Consider the following 23980-nt stretch of genomic DNA (forward strand, 5'->3'; position numbering starts at 1 on the left):
GATGAACGCCCGAGCCGATATCAACCAGAACTACATCGACGCCGACCCGTATCCTTGGCCATTCAATGGCGACCTCAGGGCGGAAAACACGGCGCTGATCGTCATCGACATGCAGACCGACTTCTGCGGTCCCGGCCGCTATGTCGACCATATGGGCTATGATCTGTCGCTGGTGCGAGCGCCGATCGAGCCGATCAAGTCGGTGCTCTCCACCATGCGGGCGAGGGGCTACACGATTATCCATACGCGCGAAGGGCATCGGCCCGACCTCGCAGACCTGCCGGCCAACAAGCGCTGGCGCTCGCAGCGCATCAATGCCGGCATCGGCGATCCCGGACCGTGCGGACGCATCCTGGTGCGCGGCGAACCCGGCTGGGACATCATTCCGGACCTCTATCCGATCGAGGGCGAGCCGATCATCGACAAGCCGGGCAAGGGCTCGTTCTGCGCCACCGACCTCGAGTTGATTCTCACACAGCGCGGCATCCGCAACATTGTGCTGACCGGCATCACAACCGATGTGTGCGTCCACACGACTATGCGCGAGGCCAACGACCGCGGCTTCGAATGTGTCATGCTGGAAGATTGCTGCGGCGCGACCGACCACGGCAACCATCTGGCCGCGATAAAGATGATCAAGATGCAGGGCGGCGTTTTCGGCGCGGTGTCGAATTCGAAAGCCTTCGTGGAGCAGCTTCCGTGAGGCCCTGTTCATGCTGAATGGTAGAGAGAAGAAAGCTGTCGGTGTCGAGACGATCGGCATGACCATGCGCTTTGGCGCGTTCACCGCGCTCGACGACGTTTCATTGAAGGTTCCCGCCGGTTCCTTCCATGCGCTGCTCGGCGAGAACGGCGCGGGCAAGTCGACATTGGTGAAGTGTATGATGGGTTTCTATCGTGCGACCTCGGGCGACATGCTGGTCGAAGGGCGCGAGGTGAAGATCGCGAGCCCGAAGGACGCATCCGCGCTCGGCCTCGGCATGGTCTATCAGCATTTCACGCTGGTGCAGTCGCTGACCAGTGCGGAGAACCTGGTCATTTCTAGAGAGGGCGTGCCGCGCGTCATCGACTGGCGCAAGGAACGCGCCGACCTGGCCCGCTTCATGGAGACGATGCCGTTCGAGCTGCCGCTGGACGTACCGGTGAGCACGTTGGCCGCGGGCGAGAAGCAGAAGCTCGAAATCGTCAAGCAGCTTTATCTCGGCCGGAGTTTTCTCGTCCTGGATGAGCCGACTTCGGTGCTCACGCCCGGAGAGGCCCAGGAAGTCCTCGGCTTCGTCCGGGCCATGACTGTGGCTGGCGACGTTACCGTCCTGATGATCTCCCACAAGTTCCCCGAGGTGAAGGCCTTTGCCGATGATTTCACAGTGCTGCGCAAAGGGAAGGTGACTGGGACCGGCAGGGTCGCCGAGCACGATCGCAAGGTCATGGCCGCGATGATGATCGGGGATCAGCCGATCGCGACGCTGGATAGCCGCGCTCCGGTTACCAGAGACGCGCGACCCGTCTTGACGGTCAGGACGTTGAAGGCGCCCGACCGGACGGGCCTGAAGACAATCGAGATCCAAGACCTGAGCGTCAGATCCGGCGAGATCGTTGGCATTGCCGGCATATCGGGCAACGGCCAGAAGGAATTCCTCGAAGTTCTCGCCGGCCAGCGCCAGCGCGATGCCGGCGAGGTGCTGGTCAAAGGCGCACCTTACCGCGCAAGCCGCGTTGAGGCCCAAACATTGAATGTCCGGTTCATCCCGGAGGAGCCCTTGCGCAACGCCTGCGCGCCGAAGATGACGGTGGCCGAGAACATGTCGTTCCGCAACTTCGATCTCGATACCTCCGGCAAGCCCGTCAACTGGATCAACGGCCGCGTGATCAAGGCTTTTGCGGCGGGGCTTGTCGAGCAGTTCAAGGTCAAGACGGCATCGCTCTCTTCGCCGATCGAGTCGCTGTCGGGCGGCAATGTGCAGCGTGCGGTGCTGGCGCGCGAACTGACAGGAGATGTCGACCTGCTCATCGTGTCCAACCCCTGCTTCGGCCTCGACTTCTCGGCTGTGGCGGAAATCCGCGCGCGAATCATGGAGGCGCGCAATGCGGGTGCGGCCGTGCTGCTGATGTCGGAAGATCTCGACGAACTGCTTGAACTTTCGGACCGCATCTTCGTCATGTCCGACGGCGCGCTCGTCTACGAGACGCCGATCGCCATGGCGAGCGTGCAGACGATCGGCGAGCACATGGCGGGCCATCACTGATGCCGGAGATAGCGGCCAAGCCCTTCTCTTTCACCTTTCATCCGTCCACCACCGCGTTGGTGGTCATCGACATGCAGCGCGATTTCGCCGAGCCAGGCGGCTTTGGCGCAAGCCTCGGCAACGACGTGTCACGCGTGCAGGCGATAATTCCGACTGTGCGGCGGCTGATGGACGGCTTTCGCGCCGCCGGCCTGCCGGTGATCCATACGATGGAATGCCACAGGCCCGACCTCTCCGATCTGCCGCCCGCCAAGCGCGATCGCGGCAGTCCCGCGATCCGCATCGGCGATCCAGGTCCGATGGGACGCGTCCTGATCGCCGGCGAGCCCGGAACCGCGATCATAGCGGAAGTCGCCCCCCTGCCTGGTGAAATCGTTATCGAGAAACCCGGCAAGGGCGCATTTTATGCCACCTCGCTGAGCGACGTGCTGACCCGGATGGGCGCGCGCCAACTCGTCTTCGCCGGCGTCACTACCGAGGTCTGCGTCCAGACGACGATGCGTGAGGCCAATGACCGTGGCTATGAATGCCTGCTTGGCGAAGACGCTACCGAAAGCTATTTTGTCGAGTTCAAGCAGGCAACCCTCGCTATGATCAGGGCCCAGGGCGCCATCGTCGGCTGGACGGCGATGACGGACCAGATTCTCGAGGGGATCGCAAATGGCTAATCTGAGTTTTGCCGGCTTCCTAAAGGGGGGTTGGCGCGATATGGCGTTCGAGCATTTTCGCGACGGCATCACGATCCACTGGCTCCTGAAGGGAAGTCCTGCCGAACCGTCGGTAGCGATCCTGAACTATGAACCGGGCGCGAGCGTGCCACGCCATCGACATGCGGGGCTGGAGACCATCATTGTGCTTGAAGGTACCCAGAGCGACGAAAACGGCGATTACGTCGCAGGGGCGGTCGTCCTCAATCCCGTCGGAACCGAACACTCGGTATGGACGAAGGAGGGCTGCGTTGTGCTGATCCAGTGGGATTTGCCGGTTGTTATCCTCGGGGAGGGAAAGTGAGCGACATTCACTTCGATATTGCCAGCCTGCATGCCTCCTATGGCGCGGGCCTGAGCGTCGCCGAAATGATCGAGACCGTGTTTCTGCGGATCGCCGAAGCGAATGACCCCGGCATCTTTATCCATCTCGCCGCAAAAGGCGAACTTCTCGCCGAGGCGGAGGCGCTCGGCGCGTTCGATCCCGAAAACAAGCCGCTCTGGGGCGTTCCCTTCGCAGCCAAGGACAACATCGATGTGGCCGGCATGCCGACCACGGCCGGCTGCGCCGAATATGCCTATATGCCCAGGCGCGACGCGACGGTCGTGGCACTACTGAAAGCGGCGGGCGCGCTGGTCGTCGGCAAGACCAATCTCGACCAGTTCGCCACGGGCCTGGTCGGCGTCCGCTCGCCCTATCCAATCCCGAGGAATGCGATCGATGCCGCACTGGTGCCTGGCGGTTCGTCGTCGGGCTCCGCCGTTGCGACGGCGCGGGGCATCGTTTCGTTCGCGCTCGGTACCGACACAGCAGGTTCCGGGCGCATTCCGGCAGGGCTCAACAACATCGTCGGCCTGAAGCCCACCGTCGGCGTACTCTCGACCGCCGGTGTCGTGCCGGCCTGCCGTACGCTCGACTGCGTATCGATTTTCGCCCTGACAGTGGACGACGCGGCGACCGTGTTCGATGTCGTCGCCCAAGAGGACCCCGACGACGTCTATTCCAGAGCGATGCCGGTCGGTTCGCAGGGTCAGCGTCCGCCGGTGCTGACCGTCGGCGTGCCGACCGGCTCTGACCTTAAATTTTTTGGCGACGAGACTATGCGGGCCGGATTCGATGCGGCGCTGGACAAGCTCGAACAACTCGGCTGCAGGCGGGTGGAAATCCCTTTCGGCGATTTTTACGCGACCGCCGATCTACTTTACGAGGGCGCGTGGGTCGCCGAGCGCTACGCAGCAATCCAGCACTTCATGGATACACACGAAGACGCAATGCACCCGGTGACGCGCACGATCATCGGCGGCGCGCGAAAACTATCCGCCGCCGACGCCTTCAAAGGACTCTATGCGCTCCAGGCGCTCAAGACGAAAATCGCTCCGATCATCGCTTCGCTCGACCTCTTCTGCGTACCCACGGCTCCGACCCACTATACGGTCGATGCCGTTCTCGCGGATCCAGTCGTCACCAACAGCCGGCTTGGAACCTATACGAATTTCGTCAACCTGCTCGACATGTGCGGCATCGCGGTGCCGACTGGTATGCGTGGCGACGGATTTCCGATGAGCGTGACGCTGCTTGCGCCAGCCGGCAAGGACCGGCTCGTCGTATCACTTGCCCGCGACGTGCACGAGGCGAGCAGACTGCCGCTCGGGGCGACGGGCTGGGCCGCGCCTACCGGCCGCGACCGCGCAGCATCCGAAAGGGGCGACATCGAGCTCGTGGTCGTCGGCGCGCATCTGTCCGGCATGGCGCTCAACGGTCAGCTTAGGGAAATTGGCGCGCAATTTCACCGCACCGCGCGAACTGCCGCCTGTTACAAGCTCTATGCCCTTGCGGGCCAGTCGGCACCGAAGCCGGGCATGCTTCGATGCGCGGGCGGAGCCGGCGTGCCTATCGAGGTAGAGGTTTGGGGCCTGTCGGCTGCTGCCTTCGGCCGCTTCGTCGCTGCGGTCCCGCCGCCGCTCGGCATCGGCACAATTCTGCTCGAGGACGGGAGTTCTCCGAAAGGCTTCCTGGTCGAGCAGGCCGGGTTGGAAGGTGCGATTGAGATTTCGTCTTACGGTGGATGGCGGCCATACATCGCCAGCATGAACATCGCGGCCGGGTAGGCGCGGTTCAGAAATCGTTCAGGCTGACGACATCCAACTCGGCCCATTCTTGTTTCACTTGGCTAGGAAAGTGCCGACATCCGCACCAAGGGGTCGACGGCCTTTAGCGCATCGGCATCCTTGCGGCCTAATAGTACTCGTGCTCGCAGGACGGGCGTTGGCGAGGCCTTCCGAGCTAATTGAGGAATCCAAAGTGCGCTGAGCTTGGGACAACCGAGACGGCCTGACGTATTGCGAGTGCTATTACCGCTTCGAACTCGCGCAATGACGGGTGGTGGCGGCGGGAAGCGGTCGCCCGGCGGCAGTAGATCGGTTTCCTTTTTGGCGCAGAGCTGTTCGCTCGTATGCGCGAGGGTCAAAGTCAAAGTCGCATAGTATGTGGTCTGCGGAGCCATTGAATGAGAGCCTTCTTTCTACCAGGCCTGGCCTCTGTCTCCAGGCGCACATTTGCGGCGGAGAGTGCCTAATCCGTCGGCGTTGCGATGATTTCTACGCCATATGTGCGTTGCATAATCCGCTAACACGGGAAAATGCCGGCGCGTCTGGCCGCAATTCGGGCTGGCACGCTCTTTGCTTCGTAAATTCCGTGCAGAGCGTCTAGGGTTCCGGCCGCCACCAAGCGGTGCTGGTCCAAGAGACGCGACCGCCAGGGATGCACTGAGGCATCCGGCGGAACACGGCGGGCCAAAATCCCGGGAGAACCCTGCACGGGTTTGCTGGCGCGAACCTCCTCCCGGTTGCGCTCCGTGAACCCCCAACAAATATCCGGACGCAATCCGGATCGAGACCAGGGGTATGCAAATGCTTCGCAAGCTGGCCGGGCTCGTCTTAGCCGCCTCACTCGGTTTTTCGTTCATTCCAGCCGCCGACGCGGCGCCCAAAAAGGACTTCAAGATCTGCTGGTCGATCTATGTCGGGTGGATGCCATGGGGCTATCTTTCCGACAGCGGCATCATGAAGAAGTGGGCGGACAAGTACGGCATCGATGTCGAGATTACCCGCATCAACGACTATGTCGAAAGCATCAACCAGTATACGGCCGGCGGCTTCGACGGCTGTTCGATGACCAACATGGATGCGCTGTCGATACCCGCCGGCGGCGGAGTGGACACAACGGCGCTGATCATCGGCGATTTCTCCAACGGCAACGACGCCGTGATCCTGAAAGACAAGACAGGGCTGGCCGACATTGCCGGCCAGAAGGTCAATCTCGTCGAGCTTTCCGTGTCTCACTATCTGCTGGCGCGGGCGCTGGAGACGGTCAATCTTGCTGAAAAAGACATCACGGTCGTCAACACCTCCGATGCCGACATGGTCGCCGCCTACGGTACCGGTGACGTCACGTCCGTCGTCACCTGGAACCCGCTGGTTTCCGAGATTGTCACCATGCCCGGCGCGCACAAGGTCTTCGATTCATCGCAGATTCCCGGCGAGATCATCGACATGATGGTCGTGAACACGGAGACGCTGAAGGACAATCCGGCGCTGGGCAAGGCGCTTGTCGGCGCCTGGTACGAAGCGATGGACCTGATGACATCGGAAACGCCCGAAGGGCAGGCAGCCAAGGAGGAGATGGCAAAGGCTTCCGGCACGGACCTTGCCGGCTTCGACGCGCAACTCGCCTCGACCGCAATGTTCTTCGAAGCCGCCAAGGCGGTCGAGTTCACCAAAGGCGCCGAACTGCCGAAGACGATGGATATTGTCCGCAACTTTCTGTTCGACCACGGTATCCTCGGCACCAACGCGACGAGTGTCGACGTGGTGGGCATGAGTTTCCCCGGCGGCTCCACCCTTGGCGACGTCAACAACATCAAGCTTCGTTTCGACCCGACCTACATGGCGGAAGCCGCCGCTGGAACGCTCTGACGCAGGCGCGACATGGTGGCCAGAGGAATCGATACGCTGAATGCAGGACACGACGCGGGCCAAATAGTCCCGCGCCGCGCGCAGCGTAGATCGAAAGTGCGCCTTCGCCTGATTAACGCGAGGGTTTCGCGAGGCGGCGCCTTGTTCCTCGGCGCATTGCCGTTTCTGGTCGTGGCGGTCGCCTATCTGGTCACCTCGGGCGAAAGGCTGGCGGCCAATCCCAATGACAAGCTCTTGCCGTCGGCCGTGCACATGTGGTCGGCCTTTCTGGACCTTGCCACGGTGCCGGACAGGCGCTCCGGCGATCTCATCCTCTGGGTCGACACTTATGCCAGTCTGATCAGGCTGTTTATCGGGGTGGGCGCGGCGACTTTTATCGCACTCACGCTCGGCATCGCCATCGGCTTCATCCCGCGGGTGCGGGCGCTTCTTCTTCCCTTCGTCACCGTTGTCTGCGTCATCCCGCCGCTGGCGCTGCTACCGATCCTGTTCATCGCACTCGGTTTGGGCGAGACAGCAAAAATCACGCTGATCGCGACCGGCGTCGCTCCGGTGATGGTCCGCGACATCGCCAACCGCGTCATTGACTTGCCGCCCGAGCTTGTCGCCAAGGCACAGACGCTGGGCGGCAACAGTTGGACCATGGTTTTGAGGTTCGTCCTGCCGCAGGTCATGCCGCGCCTGCTGACATGCGTTCGGCTGGCGCTCGGACCGGCCTGGCTTTTCCTGATCGCCGCCGAAGCCATCGCCTCAACCGAGGGCCTTGGTTACCGCATTTTCCTCGTCCGCCGCTATCTGTCGATGGATGTCATCTTGCCATACGTTGCATGGATCACGCTGCTTGCCGTCATGACCGACTGGCTGCTGGTGCGGCTTTCGCATGCCGTTTCCCCGTGGGCTCATCCGGTGGAAGGCAAATGAGCCGTATCGTCGTCCATGGGCTGGAGAAAAGCTATGGCGACGCCCGCGTCCTGGAGCGGGTCAACGTCGTCGCCGAGGCCGGCGAATTTCTGTCCCTGGTCGGTGCAAGCGGCTGCGGAAAATCGACGTTCCTGCGGATCCTGCTCGGCCAGGAACAGGCGAGCGGCGGTGTGGTCGTTGTCGGCGATAGCCCGATCGTACCTCAGCCGACTCCCGAGCGCGGCATCGTTTTTCAGCGCTACTCGGTGTTTCCGCATCTCACGGCCCTGCAGAACGTGATTCTGGTCGAAGACTTCCGCTCAGGCGGCCCGTTCGGCCGCGTCTTCGGCGTAAAACGCAAGCGCGCGAGAGAAGAGGCCGAAGCTATGCTGGAACGAGTCGGCCTCAGCCATGCGCGCGACCTCTATCCCGCTTCGCTTTCCGGCGGCATGCAGCAGCGCCTCGCGATCGCGCAGACCCTGCTCGGCCGTCCGCGGGTACTGCTTCTCGACGAGCCGTTCGGCGCGCTCGATCCCGGCATCCGCGTCGAGATGCACGAACTGCTAACAGAAATCTGGACCGAACACGGCATGACCGTGGTGATGGTCACGCACGACATCGGGGAGGCCTTCAAGCTCGGCACACGCGTCCTCGTCTTCGACAAGGTGCGCCACGATCCCCAGTTTCCGTCCGCCTACGGCGCGACGATCACCTACGATCTGAAGCTCGACCGCAAGACCCGGGCTTCTTCCCAAGACGTGGCCAAAGTGGCCTCGATGGTCGGGACGGCCCGGCTGGATACCGCAGTAGCGACGACGGCGTCGCAAGGGAGACCTTGAATGTCCAGAAACATTCCCGAACGCAGCCACCGCCGCGCGGGCCTCGTCGCCCGGGAGCCGATGGAACGCTTTCACCATCCCGATTTCGACGCCCGCGGCACGCAGGGCTGGAAATCGATCGAGGCCGAAGGGAAGCTGTCAGAGGCCGGCTGGCGCAAGGAGCAGCAATGGGCGCTCGACATGGGCCTGCCGGGATCGGATTCGATCATCGACAAGTCGATCCCGACATTTTCGCGCGGAGAGCTTCCGCATTTCGCCGGAATCAACACCTTCCTCAAGGCGCCCTATGTCGAGAACGTCCGCGATGTCGGCAAATATGACGCGGCTGTCATCGGAATCCCGTTCGACAGCGGCACCACCTATCGCCCGGGAACCCGTTTCGGGCCGCAGGGCATCCGCCGCATTTCGGCGCTCTACACGCCGTACAATTACGAACTCGGCGTTGATCTGCGCGAGCAGATGACGCTCTGCGACGCTGGCGACGTTTTCACCATCCCCGCCAACCTCGAAAAGAGCTTCGACCAGATTACCAAGGGCGTGAGCCATGTGGCCTCCTCGGGAGCACTGCCGATCATGCTGGGCGGCGATCATTCGATCGGCTTTCCCTGCGTTCGCGGCATCGCCGACGTCACCTCCAAGCGCATAGGCATCATCCATTTCGATCGTCACATCGACATCCAGGAAAAGGATCTTGATGAACGCATGCACACCACGCCCTGGTATTGGGCAACCAACTTGCCGAATGTCTCGGCGACAAATCTGGTGCAGCTCGGCATCGGCGGCTGGCAGGTTCCCCGCTACGGCGTGGCTGAAGCGCGGAAGCGGGGCACGAATGTGCTGACCATTTCCGACATTGAACAGATGGGCCTTGAGAAGGCGGCCGAAATAGCGCTCGAACTCGCCTGGAAAGACGCCGACGCCGTCTACATCTCCTTCGATGTCGACAGCATCGATTGCGGTTTCGTGCCCGGCACGGGCTGGCCGGAGCCGGGTGGCTTTCTGCCGCGCGAGGCGCTCAAGCTTCTCGGACTCGTGGCGGCGCCCGGCATCTGCGGGCTGGAGGTGGTCGAAGTTTCCCCGCCCTACGACACCTCCGACATCACTGCTCTGTTCGGCGTACGCGTCGTCGTCGAGGCGCTTGGCTCGATGGTCGCGCACGGCAATCTCGGCAAGCATAAATCCATCATCGACAAGCCGGTGAGTTTCTGAACATGCACGACGATCATCATCACAGCCACGGCCACCACCATGACGGTGACGACCATCACCATCCCCATCCGCCTGGCCACAACGGGCCGGCGGGGAAGCCTCTGCAGTGGCAGACACCGCATCTGCCTCACGACGTTCTCAACGAACAGCCTATCGATTCAAGAATGGTCGACATCGATCTTGTCGAAACGGCCTTTCTCGAAGGATTTGCGCGTGCGCCCGATCCATCCAGCTTCCTGCGCCTTGCCGGCATACCCTTCGTAGGCGAAACGGCGGACGGCCTGCGGCTCCATTTGCTGCGCGTCGAGACCGAAGATCTTGTCGACGTAGGCGCGGTCATGCCGCTCGTCGGCGGCGCCGGCGTGACGTATCATCCGCTGCCTGCGAAGCTGACTTCGCACCGGCGGCGCCTTTCCTTTGTCTATCATGACGGCACGGAACAAAGGCATCTCGGCTTTGCCGCCGCGCGAGCCCTCGCGGACCGTTCCGCTGCTGCACAAATCGACATTGCCGGGCATTGAACGTGGCCCCAGATCACCATCGCCTTGCTGATTGGCATGGCGATGGTGGAACGCCGTTGGCGAGGGCGGAAATTACGATGAGCAAGAAGTGGTGGACAAGGCTGCGGCAGATCCGGAACCTGTTGTATCAATTTTTGAAGGTCCGCGCCGACCGCCTCTGATGCCGACGGCGTCAGAGTTCAAGCGCCTCCCTCAACGTCGGGCTACTCTTGATGCGAAGATCAAGGTCGGCCTCGATGTGATCAATGTGATGCAGCATCAGCGCGCTGGCCAGTTCGGAGTTGCCGTCTTTAAGCGCGTCCAGAATTTTAACATGCTCGCCGTGTCCGCAACTGGAGACGCCAGAACGGCCGTAAAGCGCGATCACGAACGATCGCCTACCGGCCCCGAAAGAACTCGAGTGGAAACGATAGCCTTCAATTGGCAAACCAGGCGGCGGTCACCTCAGTTAACCGAATCTACCTGTATTGACGCTGTCGTGCCTTGAGATTGAGGAAACTTCCCAAAATGGCGGCGGAGGTTCCCCAGATCCCTCGCCCGTGCTTCGATTTAAATGCCCCACCTTAAAGCAGCCGTCTGCACCGGCGCATCCCAGAGTTTGGTTGTGCGGCCATCCAGCATGGTGAGCGTGATCGAGCAGCCGGCCATGTCGAGCGATGTCACGTAGGATCCGACCAGCGAGCGCGCTATGTTCACGCCGTGCTTTTCCAGCATTTTCCGCGCGCTGTTGTACATCAGATAAAGCTCCATCGACGGCGTGCCGCCGAAGCCGTTGACGAAGAGCAGCGCGTTGCCATTCGCGGCCGAGCCGAGATCGCCGGCGATCGCCGCGCAAATCTCCTCGGCGATGGCGTCGGCCGGCAAAAGCTTGCCGCGACGGCGGCCGGGCTCGCCGTGGATGCCGACGCCGAACTCCATCTCGTCGTCGGCGATCTCGAAATTCGGCTTGCCGGCGGCGGGAACGGTGCACGAGGTAAGCGCCACGCCCATCGAGCGGGTGGCGCGGTTGACCTTGTCGCCGAGCTCCTTGAGATCTTTCAGCGCCATACCTTCCTCGGCTGCGGCACCCAGAATCTTCTCCACCACCAGCGTACCGGCGACGCCGCGCCGGCCGGTCGTGTAGAGCGAATCCTCCACCGCCACGTCGTCATTGGTGACGACCTGCATGACGCCTTCCGACATCTCGGCGGCCATGTCGAAGTTCATCACGTCGCCTTCGTAGTTCTTGACGATGAACAGGCAACCGGCGCCCGTGTTCACCTCGGCGCCGGCCTCCATCATCTGGTCCGGCGTCGGCGAGGTGAACACCTGGCCGGGGCAGGCGGCGTCGAGCATGCCGTGGCCGACGAGCCCGCCATGCAGCGGCTCATGGCCGGAGCCGCCGCCCGAGATCAGCGCCACCTTGCCTGTTTTCAGCGCTTTGCGGCGGATGAACTTATGGCCGCCGCCGAGCGTAACGATGTCGGAATGCGCCGCCGCAAAGCCATCGAGGCTTTCGGTCAGCACTGTATCGACGGCGTTGATGAACTTCTTCATGTCTCCCTCCCGTTGCCCGTCTCGCGGACCCCTCAGCCGGCGGTCCGGATGGATTGCTGGTTTACCCGCCCTTGGCGATGCTGGTGATCCTGTGGATGAAGTCGTTGATGGCGCGGTCGAGCGCCGCGTTCTGTTTGGCGTCGCCAAGGTCCGGCACGGTCAGAGAGATGTGGCGGGTCCGGCGCATCTCGCCGTCGACTGGCACCTTTCCCGGATGTGCGATGCGGTAAGCGGCGAGGAACGCATCGCGGTCCTGCTGGCTGAAATGGCAGAGGGAGAATATCGCCTGCAGGTGCTTTGACGGGATCGGCGTCGAATAGGTCGGGCTGGTGATCTGCGTGACGAAGCTGCGATGCTTGCCCAGCGCATCGGCGAGCCGCTGACGCGTTCCGGACGGGCGTTGCTCGATCACCGCCGACAGCACGCTCTTGTAGGCGCGTATCGCTGTCTCGGCGTCGACCGGTGCGGGTGGCGGCTTTGTCGCCATCGCTAAAGCCTGACGCCTGATATCGCCACCTTGGCGAGGGCCAGCTGCGCCGGCGCCACCGAGAGGTCGCGCAGACCGGCCTCGAGCAAATGAGGGATGGCGGCCGGATCGCCGCCGGCGTCGCCGCACAAGCTGACCGATATGGCGTGCCGCGTACCGAATTCCGCCACCGACGCGATGAGCCTCAACACCGCCGGGGTGGTCACGGAATTTAGCGCCGCCACCGCCGTGTTGTCGCGCGCCGCCGCCATCACATATTGCGACAGATCGTTCGAGCCGATCGAGAAGAAGGCGGCGTCGGAGAAGAGTTCCGGTGCGATCGCCACCGACGGCACTTCGACCATGATGCCGAGCGGCGGAATGGAATGCGGTTCGCCTGTATCGGCAAGGTTTCTCGCCTCCTGCGCGAACAGCGCCGCCGCGCGGGCATATTCCTCCGGCACCGCGATCATCGGGAACATCACCTTCAGGTTGCCGTGCATCGCTGCGCGGAGCAACGCCCTGATCTGAACGCGGAAAACGTCCGGCCGCGCCAGCGACAGGCGTATGCCGCGCAGGCCGAGGAAGGGGTTGCTTTCCTCGACGGTGAAGCCTGGCACCGGCTTGTCTCCGCCGGCGTCGATGGTGCGGATCGTCACCGGCTTGCCGACGGCCCATTCGAGAACCTTCCGGTAGGCACGGTACTGCGTCTCCTCGTCAGGCAATTCCTTGCCAAACAGGAACTCCGTCCGCATCAGCCCGACGCCGTCACAGGTCGTGATGTCGATGCCGTCGACATCGGCGGGATCGGCGATGTTGACCAGCACGCGCACCGGCGTTCCGTCGGTTGTCATTGCCGGCTTGCGCAGATGGTCCTCAGCTGCGCGGCGACGCGCTGCGAACGCCTCCGCCGACGCCCGGAAGAGATCGGCACCTTCGCTCGCGTCGCCAAGCAGGATGCTTCCATGTTCGGCATCGAGCAGCGCTGACCCCTGGAAATCGGTCGGGACCGGTCCGAGACCCACCACCATCGGCACGCCGCGCGAGCGGGCGAGCATCGCAACATGGCTGGCAGAGCTGCCCTTCGACAGCGCGATGCCGCCGCCGGCCGACCAGTCGGTCGCCAGGAAACGGGTCGGCGCGATGTCCTCGCCGAACAGGATCGCGCCGGGCGGAGCGATTCTGTCTCCGGCGGAGGTCAGCGCGTCGAGCACTTGCTGGCGTATGTCTCTCAGGTCCGCCGCCCGCGCCCGGAAATATTCGTCCTCGGCCGCCTCGTAGCCCTCTATCTGTTCGACGAGGGCATCGGACCACGCCTCGTCCGCTGGGACGCCTGCATCGATCGCATCGAAAGCCGTCCCGGAGAGCGAATCGTCGGTGAGCATGGCGAGCTGGAACTCCAGCATGTCGGCTGCTTCGCCGGTGGAGGCGGCGGCAAGCGCCGCAAGTTGCTCCGATGCCGCTTCGATTGCCGCTCTCAGCGCTTCGGCCTCTGCTGCCCCGGAACCCTTGGCGACGTAGCTGACGGCGCCGCCCTCCAGGCAGAAGATCGGGCCTTCCGCATAGCCTCCTGAAGCGGGCGTTCCAGTGAGCCTAAGCGGTCCGGACATGGGCTTCGCCCTCGGCCGCCTCGTCGAAATCCCGCTCGACCAGTGCGACCAAAGCATTGACGGCGCTCTCGGCGCCTTCACCACTGGCCCTCAGGTGCAGAATGGTGCCCTTGGGCGCCTTCGCCGCCATCACCTTGACGATCGATTTCGCGTCGAACCACGGCCCTTCGGGAGCGAGCGCCATCTCGACATCGGCCGCAAACGTTTTCGCCAGTTTGGTGAACTTCACCGAGGGGCGGGCGTGGAGCCCGACCTCGTGGGTGATTTCGACCCGTGCCGCTGCTCTCGCCGACATTATCTGTTCCCGTTCATTCATGCCGGCGCCAGCTCATGCGCAGTCGCCACGACTTCCTTGAGCGAAGCTCCGCCCGACGCTTCCGTCGCGGCCATCACCGCACCTTCGACGATCGGCGCATTGCATATCACGATGCGGCTCGCGCGTGGCTCGCCTATCATTTCGACGGCCATCTCGCTATTGGTCTCGGCGCCGCCGAGATCAACCAGGATCGCAACGCCCGCTTCCGACCAGGCCTTCTCGATCGCCTCCATGATCGCGCCGACCTGCGTTCCGAGCCCACCGTCAGGATTGCCGCCGCACCAGGCGAGCGGCACTTCCTCGCCGACCATCTGGCGCACCATGTCGGCGGTGCCTTCGGCTATTTTCGGCGAATGCGAGACGATGACGATGCCGACATTTTTCATGCACTGGGCTCCAGCGTTTCGGCGATGGCGCGCGTAATCAAGGCCGCAGAACGCGCCCCGGGGTCCATATGGCCAATCGAACGGTCGCCGAGGAAGGACGCGCGCCCGCGTATCGCCTTCATGGGTTTGGTCGCCTCGGCAGCGGCATCGGCAGCAGCGGCCACTTCGTCCGCGCTCTTGCCCTCCGCGACTGCGCATTGCACCGGATAGAGCACGTCGAGCATCGTCTTCTGTCCGGCCTGCGACTTGCCGCGCGCGGCGACGGCATCGATTGACTTCGCAAGAGCAGCGGCCAGCTCGGCACGGTCTGGCTCGGCCGGTAGCTCCTTGCCAAGCGTCATGAACAGCGTGCCGAACAGCGGTCCGGAAGCCCCGCCGACGGTCATCACCAGCTTGGTGCCGATGGCCTTCAACGCTTCGGGCAGGGGCTTTTCCGCCAGCGCCGCCGTTTCCGCGCGCACCGCCTCGAAGCCGCGCTTCATGTTCAGCCCGTGATCGCCATCGCCGATCGCCCGGTCGAGCGCGGTCAGTTCGTCGGCATGCGCCGCTATCGTGTCGGCGAGTTCAGTGATCAGCGCCTTGAGGTCAATCCCAGTCATAGCCGCGGTATTCATCGTCATTCAGCAATCCTGTTGCCTGCGCCGTCGAAATAGAGCGGTGACTTCAGCCGGACCGTAACTCGGTCGCCCTTGTCGAACAGCGTATCCGGGTCGGTCAACGTCACCAGTCTGCGATTCCCGACCTTAAGATGCAGATGGTTCTGGTCGCCCAGATGCTCGACCCAGTCAACCGTCCCGTCGGCGGGGCCGTTCGCGGCCTTGCGGATTGTCAGGTGCTCGGTGCGCGCGCCGATCGTCTTAGTACCGGTCGGCGCCGCCCCTTCCGGCAGCAGGTCGGCGGGCAGCAGGTTGATCGCAGGCTGGCCGAGCCGGGCGGCGACATGCAGGTTCGCCGGCTCCGTATAGATCTCCCTGGGCGTGCCGATCTGCGCCAGCCGGCTCTCGGCGAGGATGCCGATGCGGTCGGCCATGGTCATTGCCTCGATCTGGTCGTGGGTGACGTAGAGCATTGTTGAGCCGAGCTCGGCTTGGATCCGCTTCAGCTCAAGCCTCAGATCGCCGCGCAGCTTTGCGTCGAGCGAAGATAGCGGCTCGTCCATCAGATAGATCGCCGGCTTGCGCACCAGCGCACGGCCGATCGCCACGCGCTGCATCTCGCCGCCGGAAAGCCTGGTCGATCTGCTTTCCAGCTTGTGGTCGATGCGCACCAGCTTCGCGACTTCCAGCACCCGGCTCTTGATCTCGGCTTCCGACCACTTGCGGGCGGGTGAGCGCAGCGGGAAGGCGAGGTTTTCGGCAACAGTGAGGTGAGGATAGAGGGAATATTGCTGGAACACGAAGGCCACGTCGCGCGAAGCCGGCTCGAGCTTCGTCACATCTCGCCCGCCGATGACGATCGAGCCGCTGTCGGGTCGTTCCAGCCCCGCGACGAGGCGAAGTGTCGTCGTCTTGCCGGCGCCTGTCGGGCCGAGCAGAACGACGAACTCGCCGTCCTTGATAGAGAGCGTCAGCCCGTCGACGGCTTGTGTGTCGCCGAACGCCTTGCACACGCCGCGCAGCGAAACGTCAGCCATGCGCGGCTCCTCCCATATTGTCCCTGGCGCCGGTCAGGATCGCTCGGCCCGAGGCCTTTTCGAACAAGGAAAGCCGTTGGGCATTGAACGAAAGCCCTACCGGCTCGCCCATGCGCAGCGGGAGGTCGGCGGCCACGCGCGCCTTCAGCATCCCGTCCGCCGTCTCGACCGCGACGATCTGCGTGGTGCCGAGATATTCGGTGCCGTAGATCGAGCCGCGCAGCTTCGAGGCATCGTCGAAGCGGATGTGTTCGGGCCTGACTCCGAGCGCAAAATCGGCCAGCGCGAAATCCTCACGGATTTCCGGCACGACGACACTCGCCCCCTGCACGACGATTTCCTTCGCGCCTTTCTGGAGGCTGCCACCGAATTTCAAAAAGTTCATCGGCGGCGAACCAATGAAGTCGGCGACGAACATTGACGCCGGATGATCGTAGATCTCCTTTGGCGTGCCGAACTGTTCGATGGCGCCGTGGTTCATCACCGCGATCTTGTCGGCCATGGACATGGCTTCCAACTGGTCGTGCGTGACATAGACCGTGGTCGCGTGGATGCGGTTGTGCATCTCGCGCAACTCATGCACCATCAGGTCGCGGAACTCGGCATCGAGCGTGCCGAGCGGCTCATCCATGAGAAAACATTTCGGCCGCCTGACGATCGCGCGGCCGAGCGCGACGCGCTGGCGGTCGCCGCCGGCGAGCCCCGACACCGGGCGATCGAGCAGATGGTCGATGCGCAGAAGCCTGGCCGTCTCCTCTACGCGCTGCCTGATCTCGGCCTTCGGCATGCCTTGCGCGAGCAGGGGAAAGCCCATGTTCTTGCGCACGTTCATGTGAGGGTAGAGCGCGAAGAGCTGGAAGACGAACGCAATATCTCGTTCCCTCGCGCGCAACATTGTCACTTCTTCTCCGCCGAGAAGGATCCTGCCGCCGGTCGGCAGTTCCAGCCCCGCGATCATCCTGAGCGTCGTCGTCTTGCCGCAGCCGGATGGCCCGAGCATGACGAAGAACTCGCCGTCATTGACGACGAAGTTGGAATCCTGGACCGCGACGAACGATCCGAATTCCTTCCTCAGGTTCTGGACGCGTATCTCGGCCATCGCCTACTCCGGGAACTTCGAGACGATGATGAACATAGCGGTGCCGAACAGCATCGTAACGAACGACCAGGTGTAGAGCGTCAGCGCGAAAGGCTGGAACAACATCAGGAAGCCGATGCCGATGATCCCTGTTGCGATGTTCTCCAATAGCCCGCGGCGCAGCCAGGCCGGCCAGTTCGAGCGGCGTTTCCTTGTCGTTGCCGCGCTCATTTGCGCACCGCTCCGAAGGTGATGCCGCGCAGCAGCTGCTTTCTCAGCAGGATGGTGAACACCAGGATCGGCACCAGGAACACGGTCGTTCCGGCGGCCACCGCCGGCCAGTCCTGGCCGCCTTCGCCGATGATGGTGGGGATGAAGGGCGGCGCGGTCTGCGCTGTGCCCGAGGTCAGGAGAGACGCGAAGGCGTATTCGTTCCAGGCGAAGATCAGGCAGAAGATCGCCGTCGCAGCGATGCCGGTCGTCGCCTGCGGCAGCACTACCTTGCGGAAAGCCTGCAGCCGCGTGTAGCCGTCGATCATCGCGGCTTCCTCGTACTCCCTGGGAATCTCGTCGATGAAGCCCTTGAGCAGCCACACCGCCAGCGACACGTTGACCGCCGTGTAGAGCAGGATCATGCCGAGCGCCGTGTCGGAGAGGCCGAGCTCGCGATACATCAGATAGATCGGGATCGCCACGGCGATCGGCGGCATGAAACGCGTCGACAGGATGAAGAACAGCAAGTCGTCGGCGAGCGGCACGCGGAAGCGCGAGAAACCGTAGGCGGCGAGCGTGCCGAGGAACACCGCGCAAAATGTCGAGCCGAAGGCGATGATCAGCGAGTTGACGAAGCGCGGCAGGAAGTTCGACGGCCCGGCGATCACCATGTTGCGCTTGCGCGTGGTCTCGTCGCAAAAGCTCGTCGCAGGCGGCAGCGAGTTGATGTATTCCGGCGTCTGCCGCGTGCGCGTCGTGAACAAATTGCAATAGCCCTCGATCGACGGGGTGAAGACGATCTTCGGCGGATAGGCGATCGAGTCCGGCGGCGTCTTGAAGCTCGTCGCGAAGATCCAGAACAGCGGGATCATCGAGATCAGCGCATAGACGATCACCAGCGTCGCTGCGGCGCGCTTCGAGGTCGTGCTCGGCTCGACGACCGAATGGGCGGCGGCGCTCATCGGCTTTTCACCCTGTTCAGCACTTTGACGTAGATGTTGGCGAGCCCGAAGACGGCGACGAAGAGAATGATGGCGAAGGCCGATGAGAAGCCGGTACGCCATTTCTCGAAGGCTTCACGCTTCAGCGTGATGGATGCGACTTCCGTGGTCGAGCCCGGCCCACCGCCGGTCAGGAGGTTCACCATGTCGAACATCTTGAAGTTCTCGATGCCGCGGAAGAGCACCGCCAGCATGATGAATGGCAGCGCCATCGGCAGCGTGATCGACCAGAACTGCCGCCAGTTCGACGCGCGGTCGACCTCGGCGGCCTCGTAGATGTAGTCGGGGATCGAACGCAGGCCGGCGAGGCAGATCAGCATCACATAGGGCGTCCACATCCAGGTATCGACGATGATGATCGCCCACGGCGCCAGCGTCACGTTGGACAACATCAGTATGTCGGTGGTGGGGATGCCGGTGAAGAAAGAGACGACATAGGTGAAGAGCCCGATCTGCGGCTCGTAGAGGAAGCGCCAGAAGTTGCCGACCACCGCCGGCGACAGCATCATCGGCACCAGGATGATCGTGGTCCAGAACGCGTGTCCGCGGAACTTGCGGTCGATCAGATAGGCGAGCGAAAAGCCGATCAGCGTCTGCAAGAGGATCGTCCAGAACACGAAATGCGCGGTCGCCTGCATGGCGATCCAGGTGTCGGTGTCGGTTAGGATGCGCGAATAGTTGGAGAGGCCGATATTCTTGATCGGCTCGTTCGGCCGGTTGGCGCGGTAGTTCGTGAAGGAGAGCTGGATCGCCCAGATCAGCGGAAAGATGTTGATCGCCAGCAAAAGAACGATCGTCGGCGCGATGAACAGCCAGGCGACCATCCGGTCGGAAAGCCCGCGCACACGGCTCGCCAGCGTTTCAGGCGTCGCCCGTGCCGCAGCTTCCGCCGCCCGATCCAGTATCGACGAGGTGGTGTCGGTCACGACAGGTTTTCCGCTGGGCAAAAGTTCTTGCATGTCTCGGATATCTCCGCCCCGCGCCACTCTACGTGGCTCGGGGCGGGCTTGGGAGGCGACGGCTAAATCTTGCCGTCGTCCTGGAACACTTCGGTCCAGTCAGCCACGAGGCCGTCGAGGGCCTCCTTGGCGGTGCCCTGTCCGGCCACCACATAGTCATGGAAGCGTTTCTGCGAGGCTTGCAGCAGCGAGGCGTAGCTCGGCTCGGCCCAGAAGTCCTTCACGATCGCCATCGATTGCAGGAAGGTCTTCGCGTAGGGCTGGCTGTCAGGGAAGGCCGGATCCTCGACCACCGCCTTCAGGCAGGAGAAGCCGCCGAGCGACCACCATTTCTTCTGCACTTCGGGATTGGCGAACCACTTGATGTATTTCAGCGCCGATTCCTGCTTGTCGGAGTAGGAAACGACCGAGATGCCCTGACCGCCGAGTTGGGCGAACTGCTCGCCGTCGGGACCTGCCGGGTTGGCGAAGAAGCCGACCTTCTCGCCGCCGACCGCCTCGTCCTTCTGCAGGCCTGGCCAGGTGAAGGCGAAGTTCATGTGCATCGCCACCTGGCCGGATTTGAAGGCGTCGATGCCTTCGCCCATATAGCTGTTCGAAGCTCCCGGCGGCGTGCAGCAATCATAGAGGGATTTGTAGAATTCGAGGCCCTTCACCGACTTCTCGGAATTGACGACGCCGTCCATTTCGTAGGGCTTGTCTGGGTTGTCATACTTAAAGCCGAACGAATAGAGCACGTCCATGACGCCCATGGTGACGCCTTCGGAGCCGCGCTCGGTGTAGATCGAGGCGCCATAGACCTTCTTGCCGTCTATCTCCCGGTTCTGGAAAAACTCCGCGATCTGTTTGAATTGGTCGAAGGTGGCCGGCGCGCCAAGATCCCAGCCGTACTTCTCCTTGAATTCCTTCTGCAGATCAGGATTGGAGAACCAGTCCTTGCGGTAGGTCCAGCCGACCACGTCGCCCATCGCCGGCAACGCCCAGTAGTTCGGCGTGCCCTTCGGCCACTGCGAATAGCCGACGACCGTCGCGTCGACGAAGTCGCTCATCTTGATCCCTTCCTTATCGAAGAAATCGTTGAGCTTGATGTAGTGGCCGTTCTCGGCCGAGCCGCCAATCCACTGGCTGTCGCCGATGATCAGGTCGCAGAGCTTGCCCTTCGAGTTGAGCTCGTTGAGGAACCGGTCGGCGTAGTTGGTCCACGGAACGAACTCGAACTTCATGCCGATGCCGGTCTCGGCGGTGAAGTCCTTCGAGAGTTCGACCAGCGCGTTCGCCGGGTCCCACGCGGCCCAGCAGAGCGTCAGGTCTTCGGCCTGCGAAACGCCCGTCATGGCCGACGAGGCAAGCAGCCCCGCGGTCAGGCCGAGCGACATTTTCAATGTCGATTTCATGCCTACCTCCCATTAGCGAGATCGTCCGGATGACGGCCTCAGAGCGCGAACCCCTCTCCTCAGGGGCCTCAAAACCGCAAACGCGATGTTGAGTAATTTGTTTAGTAAATGCTCAATTTACTAAACACGCAAGAGGGAAAAGGTGTTGCATTGCACAAAGCATCAAAATTGCTTCGACCGAGCTACCGGGGGGCTGCTCTACCGTGCGTTCCGACTCAGGAGGCCAGCGACGATCCTGCGCACAGTGCCGCCGCTCGCCTGGCTGCCGCTGTCGCTGGCCGCCACGTCTCGGCTGGAGCCGTGCTGCGGGCGGATAAGGAGGTCAACAGCCCCGGGCCGGATCGCGCGGTGGTGTTCCAGAACCACAGCCTGCTGCCATGGCTCGGCGAATGCGCATACTACCGCGCGATCGAAGACGGGGAAGTTCCTCCATTGGGCAAAGATAGCTGCCGAGGTGGCGCGGATCGAACCGTCCGCCGAGATGGATATCGACCTCTTCGAGTCGATCGTCGATCGCGAACTTCGGCATCGAAGTCCTCATTCGAATCCTGAGCGGTGACACCAACGGGTAGCTCGCCGCGATGATGATGATGATGAGTGGGACGTCAAGTCCGGTCTCTGCAACGGCTAACCATGCTCACGACATTCGACGGTACGTACGCGTTACGCCCGCCGACGGCTTCGACGTGGCAGTCAGGCTCAACGGCGTCAATCCGGAGCCTGGCTCACCGGCGTGTTGGCTGCATTGCCGATGGGCACCCGATCAATCGGATCGAAGACCTTCTGCCTTGGCGCTGGACAAATCTGCCCCAGTATGCACGGAGCGCTCGGCCAGGTGCGAGCCAGCCCTTCGTTGCAGTACTTTCATGCAAAGGTTATATTAAGTGTGGCGGCCCTGCTCTCAGCGTGGGTCGGTATTGATCAGTATGCCAGCCTCCTTTGCGGCGGCGATGAACGCCTCCCGCGCATGGTCTGGCGGCTGTTAGTTCTTCAGAACGGCGTTGCAGGCGAGCCGAGCCGCCCGGTGCTCGGGGCCACCTTCTGTCGGCCAATGGTAGAGCAGCCATTGTGCCGCGGCACGCGTGGAACTGATCACACGGAATCTGCCAGCTGCTTCGACGCGCACAGGCTTGGTCCAGTACATTTCCCGCAGCATGGGGGCTCATCTTGTCGGCGACCTTGCCCAATCGTCGGCTTCCCGCAATCTCGGCAGCGGCTCATCTTTGGCCAGAACACCGGCAATCCGGGCGAACGCCGCCAAGGCGTTGCGCGCTTCCTCGGCTGTGCCCTCATCGATTGTAACGGCGAAGCAGGCATTCAAGGCGCGTTGAAAGATCGGGCTGCCCCGCGCCGCCGCGGGCCAGTTCTGAAGAAATGTGAGCGCTTCCTCAACATCGTAGATTTCGGTCACCGGGTCACCGGCTTCGGCCACGATGCGCACCGGCAGTGGAAACTGCATTTTGTCCATCGATCGCCTCCGGGCGGCTTAAGCCGCATCATGACACCGGGATGCTACCTGCCACCTAGCGCAGCGGACGTTCCATTGGAAGAGAGCGTCCGCTGCTCAGAGGCAGGAGCCAGGCCCCGCAATCATCACATCGCAGGCTTCATAACCTGACCACGTATTTCGCCGCCGCCATACTCTGCGGTATGCAGGTTCAGGTAGAGCTTGCCATCAAGCAGAATCTTGGCCTGATCCTCCGTCAGGGTTGCCGAGCCTTCGATGGGGCTCTCGAGCGTCTCCAGCGGCACCCCGACATCGCCGTTTTCACCGGGCTCGGCCGGTCCATGAAAATGACCGGCTTGGACCGGCCCGGTAAGACCGGAATATTCGATCGTCCAGCTGAGGTCCCTTGATGCGGTGTCGAAGGTAATCTGGGCGGTCCCCTTTCCCGCACTGTCAACGGGCGGTACCTCCTGCAAACCGTTCAGTTGGGCCTCGAACTTCATCTGCTCGGCAAGGGACGGAGAGGAAATCAGGATCGCCGACGACATGGCAATCCCTAGAACGGCGGAGATGGAACCGAGTTTGCTCATGGTAACGTCCTTTGACATTTGTAGCCTCCTGATTGTGGACCCTTGTTCGACTTCGCAGTGGCCGCGAAAGGTTGCCGCTCACAACGTACCGTGAGTAATGGAATGCCGTGCGGCGAATGGGAAATGACGTCACGCCATGAAGTCGATAGCCGCGCGTTATGATGGCCGTCCGCCTTCCGCATCGGACTCGCGTGCACCCGACGCTGACTGCTCCAGCAGCTCGGTCAGCATCCTGACGGCCTCCGTTAGCTCCAGGACCTCGCGCTCACGCAGTTGGTCGATCTTCTCATGCAACAGCTCTATCTCGAGCTCTGCCTTCACATTGATCCGGTAGTCGTTCTCCGCGGCCTTGCGATCGATGTCCTGCTGCCGGTTCTGACTCATCATGATGACCGGATGTCGACGGCCATCCTGAAGCAGGTGCTCGTCACGCTCAAAATCTCCCTGGCCGCCGGCCCGGCCGTCGTAGATACTCCCAATGCAGTGACCATCATGATGGTCCATTCAAAGATCGCGAGCGTAAGAGATTGGGACCTTTTGCCCGCAGCTATGCGGAAACTATGGTCCGATCGCTTTCAACCAGTGTCGGATAGTCCGGGTATCCATGCGTTCCGCCGCCGTAGAATGTAGTATCGTCGGGGGTATTGAGCGGCGCATTGCGGCGCAGCCGCTCGACCAGGTCAGGGTTGGCCAAAGCCCAACGCCCCACCGGCGCCATGTCCGCCAGTCCAGCCGCAACATCCGCCCCGATTGCCTCAAGAGGCCGGTTTACACGGTTGCCTCACATTCCCGCCAGTTCATTACCTGGAGCTTCATCTTGCCGATGCGATGGCGGCGGGAGGCATTATGTTTGAAGGGCATGAAGATGACGAACCGGCTATTTCAATCGCCCCTCGACTACGCCATCGCCGCTAAACGATCCGTGCACCAAGGCTGATGAACGCTGATCTTGGC

The 23980-nt window shown here is 62.5% G+C and carries 26 protein-coding genes, 3 pseudogenes and 1 riboswitch; of the genes and pseudogenes, 11 read left to right on the top strand and 18 right to left on the bottom strand.

Going from position 1 to position 23980, the window contains the following annotated elements; genetic code table 11:
* The first annotated feature begins 1 nt into the window (after position 1).
* The 10 genes from biuH to G6N73_RS22650 all read left to right on the top strand — a co-directional run bounded on the left by biuH (position 2) and on the right by G6N73_RS22650 (position 10397).
* Positions 2-703: a biuret amidohydrolase gene (gene biuH / locus G6N73_RS22605; RefSeq protein ID WP_165031744.1), complete on the top strand. Its 702-nt coding sequence runs from the start codon at positions 2-4 to the stop codon at positions 701-703.
* A 10-nt stretch (positions 704-713) separates the two neighbouring features.
* A complete protein-coding gene (locus tag G6N73_RS22610) occupies positions 714-2246 on the top strand; it encodes an ABC transporter ATP-binding protein (protein ID WP_165031746.1) in 1533 nt (510 codons plus the stop codon).
* On the top strand, positions 2246-2914 hold the full coding sequence (locus G6N73_RS22615; protein WP_165031748.1) for a cysteine hydrolase family protein: 669 nt from the start codon (positions 2246-2248) through the stop codon (positions 2912-2914). The genes G6N73_RS22610 and G6N73_RS22615 overlap by 1 nt, the downstream gene beginning before the upstream one ends.
* Positions 2907-3257 carry a cupin domain-containing protein gene (locus G6N73_RS22620; RefSeq protein WP_165031750.1) on the top strand — a complete coding sequence of 117 codons (351 nt, stop codon included), beginning with the start codon at positions 2907-2909 and terminating at the stop codon, positions 3255-3257. The genes G6N73_RS22615 and G6N73_RS22620 overlap by 8 nt, the downstream gene beginning before the upstream one ends.
* Positions 3254-5062, top strand: a complete 1809-nt coding sequence (gene atzF / locus G6N73_RS22625) for an allophanate hydrolase (RefSeq protein ID WP_343044707.1) — start codon at positions 3254-3256, stop codon at positions 5060-5062. Before G6N73_RS22620 ends, atzF begins: the two co-directional genes overlap by 4 nt.
* Positions 5063-5648: 586 nt before the next feature.
* Positions 5649-5763, top strand: a riboswitch (guanidine-I (ykkC/yxkD leader).
* Between the two features lie 94 nt (positions 5764-5857).
* Positions 5858-6928 (top strand): putative urea ABC transporter substrate-binding protein, encoded by a 1071-nt coding sequence (locus G6N73_RS22630; protein WP_165031754.1) that lies wholly within the window; start codon positions 5858-5860, stop codon positions 6926-6928.
* 96 nt (positions 6929-7024) lie between these two features.
* Entirely contained in the window at positions 7025-7849 is an 825-nt protein-coding gene (locus G6N73_RS22635) for an ABC transporter permease subunit (protein ID WP_165031756.1), read from the top strand.
* On the top strand, positions 7846-8667 hold the full coding sequence (locus tag G6N73_RS22640) for an ABC transporter ATP-binding protein (protein WP_165031758.1): 822 nt from the start codon (positions 7846-7848) through the stop codon (positions 8665-8667). Before G6N73_RS22635 ends, G6N73_RS22640 begins: the two co-directional genes overlap by 4 nt.
* On the top strand, positions 8668-9876 hold the full coding sequence (locus G6N73_RS22645; protein WP_425484127.1) for an agmatinase family protein: 1209 nt from the start codon (positions 8668-8670) through the stop codon (positions 9874-9876).
* 2 nt (positions 9877-9878) lie between these two features.
* Positions 9879-10397, top strand: a complete 519-nt coding sequence (locus G6N73_RS22650; RefSeq protein WP_165031760.1) for a hypothetical protein — start codon at positions 9879-9881, stop codon at positions 10395-10397.
* Between the two features lie 172 nt (positions 10398-10569).
* On the opposite strand, the pseudogene G6N73_RS22655 reads toward G6N73_RS22650, so the two are convergent.
* From G6N73_RS22655 to G6N73_RS22715, 13 genes and pseudogenes are all read right to left on the bottom strand, one after another.
* Positions 10570-10776: pseudogene (locus G6N73_RS22655) on the bottom strand (FCD domain-containing protein); the annotation flags it as partial.
* Positions 10777-10946: 170 nt separating this feature from the next.
* Complete coding sequence (gene dhaK / locus G6N73_RS22660) at positions 10947-11933, bottom strand: dihydroxyacetone kinase subunit DhaK (protein ID WP_165031762.1); 987 nt, start codon at positions 11931-11933, stop codon at positions 10947-10949.
* A gap of 61 nt (positions 11934-11994) precedes the next feature.
* The gene (locus tag G6N73_RS22665; RefSeq protein WP_165031764.1) at positions 11995-12420 is read right to left on the bottom strand and encodes a hypothetical protein; all 426 of its coding nucleotides are present in this window, start codon (positions 12418-12420) and stop codon (positions 11995-11997) included.
* Between the two features lie 2 nt (positions 12421-12422).
* Positions 12423-14009 (bottom strand): phosphoenolpyruvate--protein phosphotransferase, encoded by a 1587-nt coding sequence (ptsP, locus tag G6N73_RS22670; protein WP_165031766.1) that lies wholly within the window; start codon positions 14007-14009, stop codon positions 12423-12425.
* Positions 13993-14304, bottom strand: a complete 312-nt coding sequence (locus tag G6N73_RS22675; RefSeq protein ID WP_165031768.1) for an HPr family phosphocarrier protein — start codon at positions 14302-14304, stop codon at positions 13993-13995. Before G6N73_RS22675 ends, ptsP begins: the two co-directional genes overlap by 17 nt.
* Positions 14305-14321: 17 nt before the next feature.
* The gene (dhaM, locus tag G6N73_RS22680) at positions 14322-14711 is read right to left on the bottom strand and encodes a dihydroxyacetone kinase phosphoryl donor subunit DhaM (protein WP_165031770.1); all 390 of its coding nucleotides are present in this window, start codon (positions 14709-14711) and stop codon (positions 14322-14324) included.
* Positions 14708-15310 (bottom strand): dihydroxyacetone kinase subunit DhaL, encoded by a 603-nt coding sequence (gene dhaL, locus G6N73_RS22685; RefSeq protein WP_165031806.1) that lies wholly within the window; start codon positions 15308-15310, stop codon positions 14708-14710. Before dhaL ends, dhaM begins: the two co-directional genes overlap by 4 nt.
* Before the next feature lie 17 nt (positions 15311-15327).
* Positions 15328-16344 (bottom strand): ABC transporter ATP-binding protein, encoded by a 1017-nt coding sequence (locus G6N73_RS22690; protein WP_165031772.1) that lies wholly within the window; start codon positions 16342-16344, stop codon positions 15328-15330.
* Positions 16337-17443, bottom strand: a complete 1107-nt coding sequence (locus G6N73_RS22695; RefSeq protein WP_165031774.1) for an ABC transporter ATP-binding protein — start codon at positions 17441-17443, stop codon at positions 16337-16339. The genes G6N73_RS22690 and G6N73_RS22695 overlap by 8 nt, the downstream gene beginning before the upstream one ends.
* 3 nt (positions 17444-17446) lie before the next feature.
* Complete coding sequence (locus tag G6N73_RS22700) at positions 17447-17653, bottom strand: hypothetical protein (protein WP_165031776.1); 207 nt, start codon at positions 17651-17653, stop codon at positions 17447-17449.
* Positions 17650-18597, bottom strand: a complete 948-nt coding sequence (locus tag G6N73_RS22705) for a carbohydrate ABC transporter permease (protein WP_165031778.1) — start codon at positions 18595-18597, stop codon at positions 17650-17652. The genes G6N73_RS22700 and G6N73_RS22705 overlap by 4 nt, the downstream gene beginning before the upstream one ends.
* Positions 18594-19562, bottom strand: a complete 969-nt coding sequence (locus tag G6N73_RS22710) for a carbohydrate ABC transporter permease (RefSeq protein WP_343044708.1) — start codon at positions 19560-19562, stop codon at positions 18594-18596. The genes G6N73_RS22705 and G6N73_RS22710 overlap by 4 nt, the downstream gene beginning before the upstream one ends.
* 95 nt (positions 19563-19657) lie before the next feature.
* Positions 19658-20989, bottom strand: a complete 1332-nt coding sequence (locus G6N73_RS22715) for an ABC transporter substrate-binding protein (protein WP_165031780.1) — start codon at positions 20987-20989, stop codon at positions 19658-19660.
* Between the two features lie 285 nt (positions 20990-21274).
* On the opposite strand from G6N73_RS22715, the pseudogene G6N73_RS22720 reads away from it, so the two are divergent.
* Positions 21275-21373 (top strand): annotated as a pseudogene (locus tag G6N73_RS22720) (ABC transporter ATP-binding protein); the annotation flags it as partial.
* Positions 21374-21890: 517 nt separating this feature from the next.
* Here the strand turns inward: G6N73_RS22720 and G6N73_RS38660 are convergent.
* The 5 genes and pseudogenes from G6N73_RS38660 to G6N73_RS36385 all read right to left on the bottom strand — a co-directional run bounded on the left by G6N73_RS38660 (position 21891) and on the right by G6N73_RS36385 (position 23720).
* A pseudogene (locus tag G6N73_RS38660) lies at positions 21891-22145 on the bottom strand (DUF982 domain-containing protein).
* Between the two features lie 6 nt (positions 22146-22151).
* Positions 22152-22457 carry a DUF982 domain-containing protein gene (locus G6N73_RS22735; RefSeq protein WP_165031784.1) on the bottom strand — a complete coding sequence of 102 codons (306 nt, stop codon included), beginning with the start codon at positions 22455-22457 and terminating at the stop codon, positions 22152-22154.
* Positions 22458-22582: 125 nt separating this feature from the next.
* On the bottom strand, positions 22583-23044 hold the full coding sequence (locus tag G6N73_RS22740) for a CHRD domain-containing protein (protein ID WP_246252444.1): 462 nt from the start codon (positions 23042-23044) through the stop codon (positions 22583-22585).
* A 138-nt stretch (positions 23045-23182) separates the two neighbouring features.
* Positions 23183-23530 (bottom strand): DUF1003 domain-containing protein, encoded by a 348-nt coding sequence (locus G6N73_RS22745; RefSeq protein WP_246252446.1) that lies wholly within the window; start codon positions 23528-23530, stop codon positions 23183-23185.
* A gap of 43 nt (positions 23531-23573) precedes the next feature.
* Positions 23574-23720, bottom strand: a complete 147-nt coding sequence (locus G6N73_RS36385) for a hypothetical protein (RefSeq protein ID WP_206079031.1) — start codon at positions 23718-23720, stop codon at positions 23574-23576.
* Positions 23721-23980 lie beyond the last annotated feature (260 nt).

The sequence above is a fragment of the Allomesorhizobium camelthorni genome (assembly GCF_011045125.1).
In the GTDB taxonomy this organism is placed as follows: Bacteria; Pseudomonadota; Alphaproteobacteria; order Rhizobiales; family Rhizobiaceae; genus Allomesorhizobium; species Allomesorhizobium camelthorni.

What these genes read in the sequence shown, in the direction of transcription:
- biuH (WP_165031744.1), top strand. Translation starts at nt 2, where the DNA reads ATGAACGCCCGAGCCGATATCAACCAGAACTACATCGACGCCGACCCG.
- G6N73_RS22610 (WP_165031746.1), top strand. Translation starts at nt 714, where the DNA reads ATGCTGAATGGTAGAGAGAAGAAAGCTGTCGGTGTCGAGACGATCGGC.
- G6N73_RS22615 (WP_165031748.1), top strand. Translation starts at nt 2,246, where the DNA reads ATGCCGGAGATAGCGGCCAAGCCCTTCTCTTTCACCTTTCATCCGTCC.
- G6N73_RS22620 (WP_165031750.1), top strand. Translation starts at nt 2,907, where the DNA reads ATGGCTAATCTGAGTTTTGCCGGCTTCCTAAAGGGGGGTTGGCGCGAT.
- G6N73_RS22630 (WP_165031754.1), top strand. Translation starts at nt 5,858, where the DNA reads ATGCAAATGCTTCGCAAGCTGGCCGGGCTCGTCTTAGCCGCCTCACTC.
- G6N73_RS22640 (WP_165031758.1), top strand. Translation starts at nt 7,846, where the DNA reads ATGAGCCGTATCGTCGTCCATGGGCTGGAGAAAAGCTATGGCGACGCC.
- G6N73_RS22645 (WP_425484127.1), top strand. Translation starts at nt 8,668, where the DNA reads ATGTCCAGAAACATTCCCGAACGCAGCCACCGCCGCGCGGGCCTCGTC.
- G6N73_RS22650 (WP_165031760.1), top strand. Translation starts at nt 9,879, where the DNA reads ATGCACGACGATCATCATCACAGCCACGGCCACCACCATGACGGTGAC.
- dhaK (WP_165031762.1), bottom strand. Translation starts at nt 11,933, where the DNA reads ATGAAGAAGTTCATCAACGCCGTCGATACAGTGCTGACCGAAAGCCTC.
- G6N73_RS22665 (WP_165031764.1), bottom strand. Translation starts at nt 12,420, where the DNA reads ATGGCGACAAAGCCGCCACCCGCACCGGTCGACGCCGAGACAGCGATA.
- ptsP (WP_165031766.1), bottom strand. Translation starts at nt 14,009, where the DNA reads ATGTCCGGACCGCTTAGGCTCACTGGAACGCCCGCTTCAGGAGGCTAT.
- G6N73_RS22675 (WP_165031768.1), bottom strand. Translation starts at nt 14,304, where the DNA reads ATGTCGGCGAGAGCAGCGGCACGGGTCGAAATCACCCACGAGGTCGGG.
- dhaM (WP_165031770.1), bottom strand. Translation starts at nt 14,711, where the DNA reads ATGAAAAATGTCGGCATCGTCATCGTCTCGCATTCGCCGAAAATAGCC.
- dhaL (WP_165031806.1), bottom strand. Translation starts at nt 15,310, where the DNA reads ATGACTGGGATTGACCTCAAGGCGCTGATCACTGAACTCGCCGACACG.
- G6N73_RS22690 (WP_165031772.1), bottom strand. Translation starts at nt 16,344, where the DNA reads ATGGCTGACGTTTCGCTGCGCGGCGTGTGCAAGGCGTTCGGCGACACA.
- G6N73_RS22695 (WP_165031774.1), bottom strand. Translation starts at nt 17,443, where the DNA reads ATGGCCGAGATACGCGTCCAGAACCTGAGGAAGGAATTCGGATCGTTC.
- G6N73_RS22700 (WP_165031776.1), bottom strand. Translation starts at nt 17,653, where the DNA reads ATGAGCGCGGCAACGACAAGGAAACGCCGCTCGAACTGGCCGGCCTGG.
- G6N73_RS22705 (WP_165031778.1), bottom strand. Translation starts at nt 18,597, where the DNA reads ATGAGCGCCGCCGCCCATTCGGTCGTCGAGCCGAGCACGACCTCGAAG.
- G6N73_RS22715 (WP_165031780.1), bottom strand. Translation starts at nt 20,989, where the DNA reads ATGAAATCGACATTGAAAATGTCGCTCGGCCTGACCGCGGGGCTGCTT.
- G6N73_RS22735 (WP_165031784.1), bottom strand. Translation starts at nt 22,457, where the DNA reads ATGGACAAAATGCAGTTTCCACTGCCGGTGCGCATCGTGGCCGAAGCC.
- G6N73_RS22740 (WP_246252444.1), bottom strand. Translation starts at nt 23,044, where the DNA reads ATGTCAAAGGACGTTACCATGAGCAAACTCGGTTCCATCTCCGCCGTT.
- G6N73_RS22745 (WP_246252446.1), bottom strand. Translation starts at nt 23,530, where the DNA reads ATGGACCATCATGATGGTCACTGCATTGGGAGTATCTACGACGGCCGG.